This window comes from Polynucleobacter sp. Fuers-14 (assembly GCF_018882045.1).
GTDB lineage: Bacteria > Pseudomonadota > Gammaproteobacteria > Burkholderiales > Burkholderiaceae > Polynucleobacter.
The window spans coordinates 193,712-208,863 of sequence record NZ_JACVPG010000003.1 but is presented as its reverse complement, the minus strand read 5'-3'; the positions used below and the strand labels follow the sequence as shown (position 1 = coordinate 208,863).

Genomic DNA, 15,152 nt, shown 5'->3' with positions numbered 1-15,152 from the left:
GGTTTTGCCTACAGCAATCGACCACCTTGAAGGTGCAATTGCCGCTGGCACCGATCAGCTAGGGCTTGGTCATGGGTGACCAAAATCAGGGTGGAATGATTGGCTCGATTTAGCTCAAAAAGCAGCTCAATAACCCGATTTCCGCTAACCTCATCCAAACTTCCCGTGGGCTCGTCGGCAAATAAAATCTCTGGCTTCATGATGAAGGCCCTAGCTAGCGCTACCCGTTGCTGCTCTCCGCCTGACAAGGTCCTTGGGAAATGGTTGGCTCGTTCGCTTAAACCCACCTGTTCTAGGCAGGCTAATGCATTTTCCTTAGCCATCCCCATCCCATTTAGATCGGCCGGCAGCATGACGTTTTCAAGGGCTGTCAAATGAGGTAGCAATTGAAAGGATTGAAATACAAAGCCTACCTTTTGCCCTCGTAATTTCGCCCGCCCATCTTCGTCAAGCTGATTGAGATTTTGGGCGACCAATTCAACATGCCCACTAGAGGGAGTATCTAAGCCAGCTAGAAGACCAAGTAAAGTACTTTTCCCAGAACCCGACGCGCCAGTAATGGCAACACTTTCGCCATCAAAGACATCAAAGCTAATGTCGTGCAAAATAGTTAATGATCCATCGCTAGATAAAACTTCTTTACCTAGATGTATTGCGCTAAGGACCTTGACTGGAATACTCATAAATGAATCAATATATTTGGTTGAACTTCTTGAGTAAAAAATTGCAAGCCATATTGATGGCAAGCTCCCTATTTTGCCTGTTTATTCCCTTTGGCACAAAGGCTCAGACCAATCCCGTTATTTTGGTTATGGGAGATAGTCTCTCGGCAGAATATGGATTGACACGCGGCACTGGGTGGGTAAAGCTCCTGGAGGACCAACTTCATAAAGAAGCTAGTCCTTGGACTATTTTTAACGCCAGCATTAGTGGGGAAACCAGTTCCGGTGGCATATCTAGATTACCAAAACTATTGGAACAAAAGAAACCGGGAATTGTCCTTTTAGAGCTTGGGGCAAATGATGCATTACGCGGACTATCAATCCAAGAGTCAGATAGAAATTTACGCAAGATGATTCAATTAAGTAAAAGCTCAGGAGCAAAAGTTCTATTGTTTGGAATGCAAATTCCGCCCAATTATGGACAAGAGTACACCAAGCAATTTCAGGATCTGTATCCTAAACTTGCTCGCCAGGAACAAGTTGAACTTGTGCCGTTTTTTTTGAAGAACGTTTCCTCTGACATCAATTTATTTCAGGCAGATCGCATGCATCCAAACGAAAAGGCGCAAGCAATACTCTTTAAAAACGTATGGGGCGCTATGGCCCCATATCAAGCACTGCTTAAGAGTAAATAAGTAATTTAGCGATAAAGCTTAGCTACCCGAACCAGATGATGGCGGCTTAAGAGGATTAATTACCTTAACGCCAGCAACACCACGCCAATAAGCCATAAAGCCAGCAAATTCAGACTGAGCTGCCAACGCTTGGATTTGTTGCGCTTGTGCCTTGTGGACCTTGGCATCAACACCTGCGGGTTGCCTTAGCTGATCAACACGATACAGAATGGTGCCAACCCCTGGATTTTGAACAGAAACCAGCGCAGGGAATTTATCGGGATTGACGGACATCACATCATCCAATGCGCTACCTACTAAATTTGCAGGCATATTCCGAGAAACCCAAACCGGGCTAGCAAAGCCAGCGTTATTCTTTGGGTCTTTTTCTAATGCCGCATAGCGATCTGCGGCAGCGCTTACGGCAAGTTTTTCAGCCATGCGTTGACTTACTTGACGCTTCACTTCAGCGGCAACATCTTTGTAAGGCAAAGTTTGAGCAGGATGGAAAACAAGTACTCTTGCCGAAACAAAAACGCCTGGAGAGATTTGTACGGCTTCAATATTGCGTTTGTTCTTAACGGCATCATCACCAAACAGGGATTGAACTACTTTAGGATTGGCCAGCGGATGATCTTTTGCAACGCCAGATGCGCCGGAACGCGTTACGCCCTTCTGTGTTTGAACGCTCAGCTTTAATTTATCTGCAGCTGGCTTAAGGCTATCTGACTGGTCATAAGTCATATTGGCAAATTGATCCGCTTTCTCGCTAAATACTTTCGCATCTTCTTTTGGATCAGCCTTGAGAACGATGTACTCGACATCCACATACTCCGGACTCTCAAATAACTTCGTGTTGGCGATGTAGAAGGCCTGAAGGTCTTCTTGGGAGGGATTTACCTTGCTTAAATAATCTTTTGCATCAAAGGATAGCGCCTGAACTTGACGCTCAGTCTCATACAGGGTTGAAACAATTTCAGATAATTTTGGACTGGCGATTTCCGTACGGGCTACAGAGTTCACCAATTGGCTAATTTTTAAGTCAAAAGCCTGGCTCGCATAAAACTGCTCTTCATTTAAGCCATTGCTAGCCAAGAGCTGTTTAAAGCGCGCATCATCGAAACTACCATCTTGTTTGTATAGTGCGCGAATCTGCGGAATATTTTGCAAGCTCTTCACGAGGGCTTCTTTCCCGACTTGTAAACGCAAATTGCTGACTGCAAACCCAAGGATGCGTTGTTGCAGTAACTCATTCAAAATTGCTTGTCTAAATTGGAGGCTTTGAGCAATCTGCGCATTTCCACCAACGCGCTCAGCTTGACGTTTCGCAGCTGAATCCACTTCTTGAGCAGTAATAGGTTTGCCGTTAACTTTGATAATGTCAGTCTCTTTGTCCAGGAAGCTGGAATAGCTAGAAATTCCAAAGAACGCAAAGGATGGAACAATCAAAAGCATTAAAACAAACTGAAGAATTCGCTGGTGCTTACGGACGGTATCAAACATGTAAAAGTTCGCTAGTAAAAAAGATGAATACCACGAGTGTACTAGGCGCTGGGCTGATGGGTATTGAAATGCCTGAGTAGGCTAAGAAAAAGAAAAGAGGTAATAGTTTGGTGGGCGCTGAGAGGCTCGAACTCCCGACATTCTGCGTGTAAGGCAGACGCTCTACCAACTGAGCTAAGCGCCCCAAATTATTACAGCTGAGATTGTAACCTAAGCGTGGGTTTTGGGTGGATTTTTCGCTAAACCGACCTCTAACCACGAGGAGAATTTAACGAAAAATCGCCCTATTTTCAGTGCTTAAGAACGTCTGAGGCCGCACCCTTTTCATTTGCTTTACTAGCTTCTGAAGCCTTTTTAGCCAACTCTTCGGGCGTAGGATCTGGCAGTGCTTCAGGCATACGCTCTAAAGCCAGCTCCAACACTTTATCGATCCAGCGAACCGGAATAATTTCGATTGCATTTTTGACGTTGTCGGGAATATCAATCAGGTCCTTGACGTTCTCTTCGGGAATTAAGGCTAATTTAATGCCACCGCGATGAGCAGCCAAAAGTTTCTCTTTTAATCCGCCAATAGGCAATACTTCACCACGAAGCGTAATTTCACCTGTCATCGCAACATCTGAACGAATCGGAATCCCAGTAAATACAGATACCAAGGCTGTCGTAATCGCAATACCGGCAGATGGGCCATCCTTTGGTGTTGCGCCATCAGGGAAGTGAATATGAATATCCTTCTTCTCAAAGGCTTCATCCGTGATACCAAGTCGTTTAGATCTGGAGCGAACTACTGTTCTAGCTGCCTCAACGGATTCTTTCATCACGTCGCCAATGGAACCAGTTCGGGTAATAACGCCCTTACCTGGCATCACAGCAGCTTCGATGGTGAGCAAATCGCCACCCACTTCAGTCCAAGCCAAACCGGTCACCTGACCAACTTGATTTTCTTTACCAGCCAAACCAAAGTCATACATGCGTACCGATAAGAACTTCTCCAAGTTGTCAGCATTCACAACGACTGGAGCCGCTTCTTTTTTCAAGAGCAATAGTTTTACAACCTTACGACAAATCTTGCTAATTTCACGCTCTAAAGAACGTACGCCAGCCTCACGCGTGTAATAACGAATCATGTTACGAACTGCGCTATCTTCAATCTTGAGCTCGTCCTTCTTTAAGCCATTATTTTTGATTTGTTTAGGAATCAAATAATTTACAGCAATGCTAGTTTTCTCATCCTCGGTATAGCCAGCTAGGCGAATAATCTCAAGACGATCTAACAATGGTCCAGGAATATTCAAGGAGTTCGAGGTAGCCACGAACATCACATCTGATAGATCAAAATCAACTTCTACATAGTGATCTTGGAAGGTGTGGTTTTGCTCAGGATCTAAAACCTCTAACAAAGCACTGGCTGGATCTCCGCGGAAATCCATACCCATCTTGTCTACTTCATCAAGAAGGAATAAAGGATTACGAACACCTACCTTGGTGAGGCTACTCAGAATCTTGCCAGGCATCGATCCAATGTAGGTACGACGGTGACCACGAATCTCAGATTCATCACGCACACCACCTAAGGCCATGCGGACAAATTTTCGATTGGTCGCACGCGCGATAGATTGACCTAAAGAAGTTTTACCAACCCCAGGAGGACCGACTAAACAAAGAATCGGAGCCTTGACACGATCAACGCGCTGTTGAACTGCGAGGTACTCCAAAATACGCTCTTTGACCTTATCTAAACCATAGTGATCTTCGTCCAATACTTTCTCAGCATTAGTAAGGTCGTTATTGATCTTGGTTTTTTTCTTCCAAGGCAGATTTACCAGGGTATCGATAAAGTTACGAATGACCGTTGCTTCTGCAGACATAGGCGACATCAACTTGAGCTTCTTAAGCTCTGATTCCGCCTTTTTCAATGCTTCTTTAGGCATGCGCGCAGCCTTGATGCGCTTCTCGAGTTCTTCAAGATCAGCGCCCTCCTCGCCTTCGCCTAACTCTTTCTGAATCGCTTTTACCTGTTCATTGAGGTAGTACTCGCGCTGACTCTTTTCCATCTGACGCTTAACACGTCCACGAATACGCTTCTCAACCTGCAGAATATCAATCTCACTCTCCAGATCAGCCAACAAGCTTTCCAGACGCTGTACAACATCCATCATTTCAAGTAAGCGCTGTTTTTGCTCTAGCTTCACGGGAAGATGCGCACAGATGGTGTCAGCCAAACGACTTGGATCATCTATGCCACCCAGAGAAGACAGTATCTCTTGAGGTACTTTTTTATTGAGTTTTACGTATTGATCGAACTGCGCCATGATTGCGCGGCGCAAGGCTTCGGTTTCATGCGCATCAATTGCATTGATAGCAGTTGGCGTTGCTTCGCAATTGAAGTAACCCAGACCATCTTCAATTTGACTGACTTCTGCGCGCTGCACACCTTCAACGAGTACTTTCACAGTGCCATCAGGCAATTTGAGCATCTGCAAAATATTGGCGATACAGCCCACCTCATAGAGATCCTCAATAACGGGCTCGTCTTTAGCAGCTGTTTTTTGAGCTACCAAAAGAACATTTTTGCCAGTTTCCATGGCAGCCTCGAGGGCTTTAATCGATTTTGGGCGACCCACAAACAACGGGATCACCATATGAGGAAACACAACTACGTCCCGCAATGGGAGCAAAGGTAGTTGAATTGGTTCAGAGGGTAACAATAAGTGGCCAGGCATGGGGCAAATCCTCCAAAGTAATCAAACCTCAAAAGTCTTGTTTAGTAGCAATTGAATGAACAACCACTAAATAGAGACATTATTCATGAGTAGCATACTACCTATATGGGTAGGCTTTAGAGAAAAACAAGGGGTAAAAAGACAAAAAGGGGGCAAAAAAGCCCCAAAAATAGCAAAAACCCTAGGAATTTAAGCTTTTTTGCTTAAATCTGCTTGTTCAGCATCCTGTTTATAGACTAAAAGTGGTTTTCCGCCCTCAGCGATACTGGTTTCGTCGATAACCACTTTTTGGACATTCTTCAGGGATGGCAGGTCATACATGACATCCATCAATGAGCCTTCAAGAATAGATCTCAGACCACGAGCACCAGTTTTGCGGGCGATTGCCTTCTTGGCAATAGCTGATAGAGCCTCGCGACGTACTTCGAGCTCAGAGCCCTCCATAGTCAAAAGTGCCTGATATTGTTTAACTAAGGCATTTTTAGGTTCGGTCAGAATCTGAATTAAAGCCTCTTCATCCAATTGAGCCAAAGTCGCAACAACGGGCAAGCGTCCAATCAACTCCGGAATCAAGCCAAACTTAATGAGATCTTCTGGCTCAACTTCAATCAAGAGATCACTTACACCGCGGTCATCCTTACCAGGAACAGTTGCATTGAATCCAATACCAGTTTTAGCAGTACGCTGCTGAATGACTTTTTCAAGCCCATCAAACGCACCACCACAAATAAACAAAATATTCGTTGTATCTACTTGCAAGAAATCTTGATTAGGATGCTTGCGTCCACCTTGCGGTGGCACAGAAGCCATCGTGCCTTCAACCAGCTTTAACAGAGCCTGCTGAACACCTTCACCAGATACATCGCGGGTAATAGATGGGTTATCTGACTTTCGTGAAATCTTATCAATCTCATCAATATAGACAATACCGCGTTGTGCTTTTTCTACGTTATAGTCGCAAGCTTGTAATAATTTTTGGATGATGTTTTCAACGTCTTCACCAACATATCCTGCTTCAGTTAGGGTTGTTGCATCAGCCATTACGAATGGCACATCGAGCATGCGAGCCAATGTCTGCGCTAGCAATGTTTTACCTGAACCAGTTGGCCCAATCAACAAAATATTGCTCTTGGCCAGTTCTACGCCATCAACCATCGCCTTAGCAGGGAGCTTAGACTCTTTCTTCTCCGCTCCCTCTACCGGCTTGCCATCCTTATCCAGTTTCTCTTTTTTAGGCTTAGGCAAATACTGTAGGCGCTTGTAGTGGTTGTATACGGCAACTGCCAATGTTTTCTTGGCATGATCTTGACCAATAACATATTGGTCTAAGTTTTCACGAATCTGATGTGGTGTTGGTAGAGAGTCATCGCCCTCTTCCTTAGGTAGCTTGGCAATTTCTTCTTGAATAATGTCTGTGCAAAGATCAATGCACTCATCGCAAATAAAAACAGATGGGCCAGCAATGAGTTTTTTAACTTCATGCTGGCTCTTGCCGCAAAAGGAGCAATACAGAACTTTGTCTGCTGAATTCGTAGTGTTGGTATCGCTCAAAATAGGCTCTGTATATATCTATGAAGGGTTAAGGACGCTTCTCGATAACTTTGTCGATCAAGCCATAATCACGAGCTTGCTCTGCAGACATAAAGTTGTCGCGATCAGTATCCTTGGCAATCGTATCGATTGATTGACCAGTACGGTCGGCCAAAATCTTGTTCAAGCGCTCACGCAAATACAAAATCTCACGAGCTTGAATCTCAATGTCAGAGGCTTGGCCACGTGCACCACCTAAGGGCTGATGAATCATGACGCGTGAATTTGGCAAAGCATAGCGCTTACCTTTTTCACCAGCACACAATAAGAATGCGCCCATACTTGCTGCCATGCCCATACACAATGTGCTGACATGCGGCTTGATGAATTGCATTGTGTCGTAGATAGCCAATCCTGCAGAAACTGAACCGCCTGGAGAGTTGATATACAGAGAAATTTCTTTATCTGGATTTTCACTCTCAAGGAACAGTAATTGCGCGATTACCAAATTAGCAGTTTGGTCGTTTACTTCGCCAACCAAAAAGACTACGCGCTCACGCAGTAATCTAGAGTAGATATCGTAAGCACGCTCACCTCTACCAGAGGTTTCAATCACCATTGGAACCAAGCCCAAGCCTCTTGGTTCTAAATTTTCAGACTGAGAATGGTTGTAGATCATTTGGAAACCTCTTATGGGTAAATGGATGACTTAGTAGTTAACTTAGTTTAGCTTGCTGAGTTCTTCGAAGGTAACCGCTTTATCAATTACCTTGGCTTGGGATGTGAAATACTTAATCACGTTATCTTCAAGCACGAGGTTTTCGATATCCTTCAAGCGACTTGGATTGCTGTAGAACCAACGCACCACTTCTTTTGGATCTTCGTATGTAGCAGCCTGCTCGTCAATTTCAGCTTTGATTTGGTCTGCGGTAGCAGCCAAGTTTTGGATTTTAACCAACTCGCTGAGGATCAAGCCAAGACGAACACGCTTGGTAGCTTGCTCTGCAAAAATTTCAGCAGGGATAGGAGCATCTTTAGCATTCGGAACACCGCGTTGCATTAAGTCTTGACGGGCGCCTTCAACTAAGCGCTCTTGCTCGGAGGCAACTAAAGACTTAGGAACGTCGAGTTCGCACAAGCTATTGAGCTTGTCCATCACTTCATTCTTGAGCAAAGAGGTAATACGACGTTTTACTTCGCGATCTAAATTCTCTTTTACTTCAGCGCGCATTTTCGCAACACCGCCCTCGGTAACGCCTAAAGACAATGCAAATGAATCATCAACAGCTGGTAGATGTGGCCAATTTACCGACTTCACAGTAATAGTGAACTCGGCAGTTTTGCCTGCAACGTCTTTACCGTGGTAATCAGCAGGAAAATTCAATGGGAAAGATTTGCTCTCGCCCGCTTTAAGCCCCAATGTTGCAGCTTCGAACTCAGGCAGCATGCGCCCTTCGCCCAGTACGTATTCAAAGTTTTCCGCTTTACCACCGGAAAATTCAACACCGTCAATCTTGCCAACAAAATCAATCACTACTTGGTCACCGCTTTGAGCTGCAAGATTAGCGCCGCCATCACCATGAGCACCAGCTTCACCGCGTGGGTGGTAATGAACCTGTTGTTTACGCAGCACATCTAAGGCGCGGTCAATTTCTACCTCGCCAATATCGGTTGTGTGTTTGGTAACTTCTGCCTTGCTAAAGTCGCCAATTTTTACTTCTGGCAACACTTCAAAGAAAGCATCAAACACAATCTTGTCAGCATCAATTTCGCTCTTTGGCTCAAGGCGTGGTTGACCAGCTAAAGCAACACCTTCTTTTTGAGCTTGGTCATAAAAGAGTTCAGCAGCTTTATCAAATTGGAGTTCGAAATCCACTTGCATGCCATGTTGTTTTTCAACGAGGTTCTTTGGTACCTTGCCTGGGCGGAAGCCAGCCATTTTCATGGTCTTACCAACTTTAGCCAAACGGGCTTCACGCGCTTTTGCCAAATCGGCACGAGCGAATTCCAAAGTCATTTTGCGGTCTAGTGAACCTAAATTTTCTATCTGCACAGCCATTCTCGTCTCTTAATTTAAATCTGGAAATGTGAAGTCCAAGCCAAGTAGCAATCTTGTGGTGCGAGGAGGGGGACTCGAACCCCCACACCATTTCTGGCGTCAGGACCTAAACCTGGTGCGTCTACCAATTTCGCCATCCTCGCGATATCCGCAAACTGCCAAGCCTAGACTTCACTCTAAAGACCGTAATTCTACAATGCCTAGGGTTTTAGAGGATCTTTTAGGCCTTGTAGAGCAAAGCAACGGCATGGACGGCAATGCCCTCGCCTCTGCCTAAATGGCCCAGGGATTCATTTGTCTTAGCCTTAAGATTGACGTGACTAGGGGTCACAGCCAAATCTGAAGCAATATTGCGGACCATTTCTGGCAAAAAATCCGCCAATTTCGGCTTTTGGCAAATAATGGTGGCATCAACGTTACCAATCTGAAATCCCGCTGCCTGGATCTTTTGCAAGGCCGCTCTGAGCAAGATTCGACTGTCCATATCCTTAAATTGAGGATCTGTATCCGGAAATAACTGCCCAATATCATTTAAACCTGCAGCGCCCAATAATGCATCTGTTAAGGCGTGCAATAGGGCATCTGCATCCGAGTGACCCAATAAACCCTTTTCAAAGGGCACATGAACACCACCCAGAATCAATTTTCGGTCCGCTACCAATGCATGTACGTCGTAACCCTGGCCAATGCGAAATTGCGGAATATGAGGATTGCTTTGAGTCATATTGGATTTCTCATTGTTTGGCGCGGGAACTTAACAGCAATTGCATTAACTCCCAATCGGCTAGATGTGTGACCTTAAAGTTACGAGCGGCACCTTCAATCAATAAAGGTTTAGCTCCAGTTAACTCGATTGCGCTAGCCTCATCAGTAATGTCAGCCTCAAGGCGGATAGCATCCTGAAGAGCATCATGCAATTGTTTCAAACCGAACATCTGTGGCGTTTGTGCTTGCCAGAGATGCTCGCGTGGAATAGTTCTCTCTGAGTGCGGGATGTTTCCAGCAATCACCGAATCTAGATCAGCCTGTTTTAAGGTATCAGCCAAGGGAACAGCTAGGATGCCACCACTATTAGATGTCTGTACTGAGTGAATGAGTTTCTCAATTAATGCCGGGGTTATACCTGGTCTAGCTGCATCATGAACCAGTATCCAGTCATCCTCAGGAATGCCTGCCTTTAGCATTGCAGCTAGAGTATTTCGGACTGTTTCTTGTCGAGTTGGTCCACCGGTTGCTACAACATGTATATCGGCCCCAGTGTTAGCGATAGTTCCTAAGATGGGGTTCTCGATAAAGCCAGGGCTGACACCAATCCAAATAGACTGGATCAGCGGAGATCCCTTAAAGGCTTCTAGAGCATAAGAGACCATGGGCTTGCCGGCTAGCTGCTGAAACTGCTTAGGTAACTCACCACCTAGGCGCGAGCCAGTACCTGCTGTTGGCAAAAGGGCATGGCATTTCTTAATGGAATGATTTCCAGGGTGCATACCTGATTCTATAATGAGCGCAGATGTCTGATGCATTAAATCTAGCACCCCCTATACCTGCTCCGCGGGCTGGGCAGCGCTTTACCTTTTCAGGGCTGGTGGGCTCGGCAGATGCCGCTTTAATCGTTCAAACCGCCCTGCGCTACCGTGATCAGTTTTCAGTGATGGTCATTTTTTGCGCTCAAGCCCAGGAAGCCCAAAGGCTTCTGGAAGAAATCCCTGCTTTTGCTCCGCAGCTAAAAACCCGGCTTTTGCCTGATTGGGAAATTCTTCCTTATGACCATTTTTCACCACATCAAGATTTGGTTTCTGAACGGCTTGCCACTCTGTATGAATTACTGAATGGTAGTTGCGATATTGTTTTAGTTCCAGTGACAACTGCTTTGCAAAGATTGGGGCCGCCGAACTTTTTATCTGGCCATACTTTTTTCTTTCGGCAAGGTGACAAACTGAATGAAGCTGCACTAAGGCTGCAACTGCAACAAGCTGGCTATGATCCAGTGAGTGCTGTAATGCGTCCCGGTGAATATAGTATTCGAGGTGGCTTGTTTGATTTATTTCCAATGGGATCGAATCTGCCCTACCGATTGGATCTCTTTGGTGATGAAATTGAACAGATTCGGGCATTTGATCCGGATACGCAACGAAGCCTTTACCCCGTCAAGGAAGTCCGTCTACTTCCTGGCCATGAATTTCCATTTGATGATGCTTCACGAACCGCTTTTAGAGGCCGCTGGAGAGAAGTATTTGAGGGTGATCCGAGTCGCTGCTCTATTTACAAAGATGCCAACCTAGGCATACCTAGTGCAGGTATTGAATCCTACCTACCCCTCTTCTTTGAAGAGAAATCCAACCTTTTTGATTACTTTCCACGCTCAGGTGATCCTGTATGGCTTGTCAGCATTGGTGATGTTGAAGAAACCATCAAAGGATTTTGGAAGGACACGCTATCTCGTTATGAGTTCCTCAAACATGATCTTGATCGCCCCATTCTTCCTCCAAAAGAATTATTCCTGGATGTCGATGAATTTTTCACTACCTCTAAATCGTATGCACGACTAACGCTTGAGAAGGACGGCGCTGAGAAAAGTCAATTCCTAGCGGTACCGGATATTGCCGTGCATCGTCGCGATACTGATCCGATCAACCTTCTACGCAAAGTAGTGTCATCTGAAAAGATTCGGGTATTAGTTTGTAGCGACAGTGCAGGACGTAAAGAATCAATTCGACAACTCTTTGATGAGAGTAATTCGATTGCCGGATTCGACGGCAAACCGCTCTATCCGCTAAAGCCAGAGAGCTTTGAAAGTATTGCCGAGTTTATTAAAAGCGAATCATTATTTGGATTGGTCACTGCACCGCTCTTTAATGGATTTTCATGGCCAGCTGAAAATCTCCTGGTTATTACCGAGGCAGAGTTATTTACTACAACAGCACGACAGAGGCGTAAAGGTAAAAGCAATGAGAATGCTGATCCTGACATGCTCTTTAAGGATCTGTCTGAACTAAAGATCGGCGATCCCGTAGTTCATGCTGAACATGGCATTGGTCGCTATCAGGGTTTAGTACTTCTGAATTTAGCTCCGCCGAAAGAGGCGCCAATTTTTGAAGAGTTCTTGCATTTGCAATATTCAGGACAGGCAACTTTGTATGTTCCTGTTCAGCAATTACAGATGGTCACACGTTATGCAGGTTCTGACCCTGATTCAGCACCACTGCATCAATTAGGTTCGGGCCAATGGGATAAGGCCAAACGCAAGGCCGCCCAACAAATTCGAGATACCGCAGCAGAGCTATTAGGTCTATATGCGGCTAGAGCGATACGCAAGGGTCATGCTTTTGAATTCTCAGCCCATGACTATGCTGCTTTTGCAGAAAGCTTTGGCTTTGAAGAAACTCCAGACCAAGCCAATGCTATTGCAGCCGTTATTGGTGATATGACGAGCGGCACGCCAATGGACCGCTTAGTCTGCGGAGATGTTGGCTTTGGGAAGACCGAAGTAGCGCTCCGAGCAAGCTTTGTTGCAGTCATGGGCGGCAAACAAGTCGCCATTTTGGCGCCAACCACCCTACTAGCTGAGCAACATGTGGCTACCTGGAAAGATCGCTTTGCCGATTGGCCGGTCCGCATTGTGGAGTTGTCACGCTTTAAAACAACCAAGGAAATTAATACAGCCCTAGAGGCCATTGCCAAAGGTGATGCAGACATCATTATTGGCACACATAAGTTACTTTCAAAGGAGACGCAATTTGCCAATCTTGGCCTAGTGATTGTGGACGAGGAACATCGCTTTGGAGTACGGCAAAAAGATGCTCTTAAGGCATTGCGTGCTGAAGTCGATATTCTGACGCTAACTGCTACGCCCATCCCAAGAACCTTGGGCATGGCTATGGAAGGATTACGTGAGTTCTCTATTATTGCCACTGCCCCTCAGAAACGTTTGGCAATTAAGACCTTTGTTCGTCGAGAGGGAGATGGCGTTATTCGTGAGGCCGTGCTTCGTGAAATTAAACGTGGCGGCCAGGTCTACTTCCTGCATAACGAAGTTGAAACGATTCAGAATCGTAAGCATGCTTTACAAGAGCTGATTCCGGAGGCACGTATTAGTGTTGCGCACGGACAGATGCATGAACGCGAGCTGGAATCTGTCATGCGTGAATTTGTTACCCAGCGTACCAATATTTTGCTGTGTACCACGATTATTGAGACTGGCATTGACGTACCCACAGCTAACACCATCATCATGCACCGCGCCGATAAGTTTGGTTTAGCTCAATTACACCAACTGCGTGGCCGTGTAGGTCGCTCACATCACCAAGCTTATGCTTATTTACTAGTGCCAGATCCTGAGGCACTCAGCAAGCAAGCGCAGTTGCGTCTTAATGCCATTCAAGCCATGGAAGAGCTGGGCTCTGGCTTCTATTTAGCTATGCATGATCTAGAAATTCGGGGTGCTGGTGAGGTTCTAGGCGACAAACAATCCGGTGAAATTCATGAGATTGGCTTCCAGTTATATACCGAGATGCTCAATCGTGCTGTTAAGTCCCTGCGCAGTGGGAAGGAGCCTGATTTACTTTCACCATTGCAAGCAACCACCGATGTCAATCTTGGCGTTCCCGCCCTATTTCCAGAGGACTACTGCCCTGACGTTCACGAGCGTCTATCCTTATACAAGCGGTTTGCTGGTACAAATGATTTTTCTGAGCTCATGGGGTTGCGTGAAGAATTGGTTGATCGTTTCGGCGACCTTCCCGATCAAGCTAAATCGTTTTATGAGACCCATCGTCTACGTTTAGAGATGACCGGCTTTGGAATTAAAAAGATTGATGCCACACCTGCATCTATTCAGATTCAATTCATCCCAAATCCACCGATTGACCCGATGAAGATTATTCAGCTTATCCAGTCCTCTAAGCATATTCAACTTAATGGCCAAGATAAGCTTAAGGTGCTTCCTCAAAAAGATCGTGAATTCGAGAAGCTAGAGCAACGCCTTGACGCTATACGCAATATCTTGCGACGCCTCAACGATTCTGCAGTATTGAGCTCTGCAAAAGTAACCTAACAATCCGATATTATTAAGACATGCCCAATTACCAAGTTCTTGTTGCCCTGTCTAGAGAGCCTATTGCCGATAAGCTCGTATTTTCATTAAAAGATCAGGCCTTAAAGTTTGGCATTTCACTGCACTCTACCGGCGGCCAAACCAGCAACGGGAGCTATTACTCCGAGCGTTTTGAAGCAAGTGCACATCTGGATACAACTCAACGTGAGCAACTGCGAACTATTGCAGCAAGCTTTAATGCCGATCTGTGCTTTCTAAAGCCAAATCTATTGCCACAAGACATTCGTGTACTAGCAATGGATATGGATTCAACGTTGATTAATATTGAATGCATTGATGAGATTGCTGATTTCACAGGCAAGAAGTCCGCTGTAGCTGAAATTACCGAAGCTACTATGCGTGGTGAAATCAAAGACTTTAAAGAAAGTTTAAGAAGGCGAGTTGCTCTTTTAGAAGGCGTACATGCTGATGCACTCGAATCTGTTTATCGAGAGCGCTTACGACCCAACCTAGGAGCAGCAGAACTTTTAGCCGGGGCTCATGAACGTGGTTTGTACACCCTGCTTGTCTCAGGCGGCTTTACTTTCTTTACTGAAAAATTACGTCAAGAGCTTGGCTTCAAGCAAACTCAGGCGAATACGCTAGAAATCATCGATGGCAATCTTACCGGCAAGGTTCTTGGCGACATTGTCGATGGCGCAGCGAAGGCCGCCCATCTAGACGAAGCTTGTGCTCGCCTTGGCTGCACAAAAGCGAATGCCATCACCATGGGTGATGGTGCCAATGATCTGATAATGATGAATGGCTCTGGCATCAGTGTTGCATACCAAGCAAAGCCGGTCGTCAAAGAAAAAGCCGATGCGGCTTTTGACCGCGTCGGCTTAGATGCTGCTTTACTACTGATCTCTTAGGCTTGTACCCAAGAGATCGGGGTAATAGTTATGTTTC

General features: G+C 45.6%; 11 protein-coding genes and 2 tRNA genes. 3 read left to right on the top strand and 10 right to left on the bottom strand.

The genetic code is table 11. The annotated features are described in order from the left end of the window. Positions 1-8: 8 nt before the first annotated feature. Entirely contained in the window at positions 9-683 is a 675-nt protein-coding gene (locus ICN40_RS01770; protein WP_083564203.1) for an ABC transporter ATP-binding protein, read from the bottom strand. Between the two features lie 2 nt (positions 684-685). On the opposite strand from ICN40_RS01770, the gene ICN40_RS01765 reads away from it, so the two are divergent. Beyond that, positions 686-1,357 carry an arylesterase gene (locus tag ICN40_RS01765; RefSeq protein WP_216241675.1) on the top strand — a complete coding sequence of 224 codons (672 nt, stop codon included), beginning with the start codon at positions 686-688 and terminating at the stop codon, positions 1,355-1,357. Between the two features lie 18 nt (positions 1,358-1,375). Here the strand turns inward: ICN40_RS01765 and ICN40_RS01760 are convergent, their stop codons facing one another. From ICN40_RS01760 to ispD, 9 genes are all read right to left on the bottom strand, one after another. Beyond that, complete coding sequence (locus ICN40_RS01760; RefSeq protein WP_216241671.1) at positions 1,376-2,839, bottom strand: peptidylprolyl isomerase; 1,464 nt, start codon at positions 2,837-2,839, stop codon at positions 1,376-1,378. Between the two features lie 108 nt (positions 2,840-2,947). After that, positions 2,948-3,023, bottom strand: a tRNA-Val gene (locus ICN40_RS01755). Between the two features lie 106 nt (positions 3,024-3,129). Next, positions 3,130-5,562: an endopeptidase La gene (gene lon / locus ICN40_RS01750; RefSeq protein WP_216241668.1), complete on the bottom strand. Its 2,433-nt coding sequence runs from the start codon at positions 5,560-5,562 to the stop codon at positions 3,130-3,132. Positions 5,563-5,751: 189 nt separating this feature from the next. Beyond that, positions 5,752-7,113, bottom strand: coding sequence for an ATP-dependent Clp protease ATP-binding subunit ClpX (clpX, locus tag ICN40_RS01745; RefSeq protein WP_216241664.1), 1,362 nt, complete (start codon positions 7,111-7,113; stop codon positions 5,752-5,754). 28 nt (positions 7,114-7,141) lie between these two features. Continuing rightward, positions 7,142-7,771, bottom strand: a complete 630-nt coding sequence (gene clpP, locus ICN40_RS01740) for an ATP-dependent Clp endopeptidase proteolytic subunit ClpP (protein WP_216241662.1) — start codon at positions 7,769-7,771, stop codon at positions 7,142-7,144. Between the two features lie 42 nt (positions 7,772-7,813). Next, complete coding sequence (gene tig, locus ICN40_RS01735) at positions 7,814-9,151, bottom strand: trigger factor (protein ID WP_216241660.1); 1,338 nt, start codon at positions 9,149-9,151, stop codon at positions 7,814-7,816. 56 nt (positions 9,152-9,207) lie between these two features. Then, positions 9,208-9,294 (bottom strand) — tRNA-Leu (locus ICN40_RS01730). Positions 9,295-9,371: 77 nt separating this feature from the next. Then, positions 9,372-9,875 (bottom strand): 2-C-methyl-D-erythritol 2,4-cyclodiphosphate synthase, encoded by a 504-nt coding sequence (ispF, locus tag ICN40_RS01725; RefSeq protein ID WP_072582403.1) that lies wholly within the window; start codon positions 9,873-9,875, stop codon positions 9,372-9,374. A gap of 10 nt (positions 9,876-9,885) precedes the next feature. Beyond that, the gene (gene ispD / locus ICN40_RS01720) at positions 9,886-10,638 is read right to left on the bottom strand and encodes a 2-C-methyl-D-erythritol 4-phosphate cytidylyltransferase (RefSeq protein WP_216241657.1); all 753 of its coding nucleotides are present in this window, start codon (positions 10,636-10,638) and stop codon (positions 9,886-9,888) included. Between the two features lie 23 nt (positions 10,639-10,661). On the opposite strand from ispD, the gene mfd reads away from it, so the two are divergent. Continuing rightward, positions 10,662-14,204, top strand: coding sequence for a transcription-repair coupling factor (gene mfd, locus ICN40_RS01715; RefSeq protein ID WP_216241655.1), 3,543 nt, complete (start codon positions 10,662-10,664; stop codon positions 14,202-14,204). A gap of 20 nt (positions 14,205-14,224) precedes the next feature. Next, entirely contained in the window at positions 14,225-15,115 is an 891-nt protein-coding gene (gene serB / locus ICN40_RS01710) for a phosphoserine phosphatase SerB (protein ID WP_216241652.1), read from the top strand. Positions 15,116-15,152 lie beyond the last annotated feature (37 nt).

Coding starts and splice junctions, on each gene's coding strand:
- ICN40_RS01770 (WP_083564203.1), bottom strand. CDS start 683: ATGAGTATTCCAGTCAAGGTCCTTAGCGCAATACATCTAGGTAAAGAA.
- ICN40_RS01765 (WP_216241675.1), top strand. CDS start 686: ATGAATCAATATATTTGGTTGAACTTCTTGAGTAAAAAATTGCAAGCC.
- ICN40_RS01760 (WP_216241671.1), bottom strand. CDS start 2,839: ATGTTTGATACCGTCCGTAAGCACCAGCGAATTCTTCAGTTTGTTTTA.
- lon (WP_216241668.1), bottom strand. CDS start 5,562: ATGCCTGGCCACTTATTGTTACCCTCTGAACCAATTCAACTACCTTTG.
- clpP (WP_216241662.1), bottom strand. CDS start 7,771: ATGATCTACAACCATTCTCAGTCTGAAAATTTAGAACCAAGAGGCTTG.
- tig (WP_216241660.1), bottom strand. CDS start 9,151: ATGGCTGTGCAGATAGAAAATTTAGGTTCACTAGACCGCAAAATGACT.
- ispF (WP_072582403.1), bottom strand. CDS start 9,875: ATGACTCAAAGCAATCCTCATATTCCGCAATTTCGCATTGGCCAGGGT.
- ispD (WP_216241657.1), bottom strand. CDS start 10,638: ATGCACCCTGGAAATCATTCCATTAAGAAATGCCATGCCCTTTTGCCA.
- mfd (WP_216241655.1), top strand. CDS start 10,662: ATGTCTGATGCATTAAATCTAGCACCCCCTATACCTGCTCCGCGGGCT.
- serB (WP_216241652.1), top strand. CDS start 14,225: ATGCCCAATTACCAAGTTCTTGTTGCCCTGTCTAGAGAGCCTATTGCC.